Raw genomic sequence first — 410 nt, 5'->3', positions numbered from 1 at the left:
GTACAATAGGAAGACTTTGAGATTATCTATTGGAAACAGAGGTTATTTCGGTGAGGTCAAGAAATTGTTAGAGCATATGGCTATCGCCTATGTCGGGCAGGGTGAGGATAACATTAAAGGTATTGCTTACCTTCTCATAGTGGTTGGGGCGATTATTGCAGGGATTGTAACCCGTTCAAATGCGGAGATGGGGCGTGCGCATTATTTCGCGTATGGGATGCTCATTTTATTCCTCTCAAGTTTCGTGGAATTGGTTTGGCTTTTTAGTGTACCGGCAATTATCGGCGGCTACCTCTGGGTCTTTGTGGCTCTTTCGTTTTTGGCGTATTTGGTGTCGGGTTTTTTTGGGTGTCGTGCGGCGATTGCAAGGTCGCGAGATGCCTTTGGACATGGCCGCAGAGCGTTTCTTG

At 46.8% G+C, this 410-nt stretch carries 1 protein-coding gene; it reads left to right on the top strand.

The annotated features are described in order from the left end of the window. Positions 1-76 precede the first annotated feature (76 nt). A partial coding sequence (locus tag AC1D0P_RS30725) for a hypothetical protein (protein ID WP_477680189.1) occupies positions 77-410 on the top strand: 334 nt, incomplete at its 3' end.

It is taken from the genome of Polaromonas sp. P1_G2 (assembly GCF_056405515.1).
Note: the sequence above shows the minus strand (reverse complement) of the source record. Positions and strands in the feature narration are given on the sequence as shown.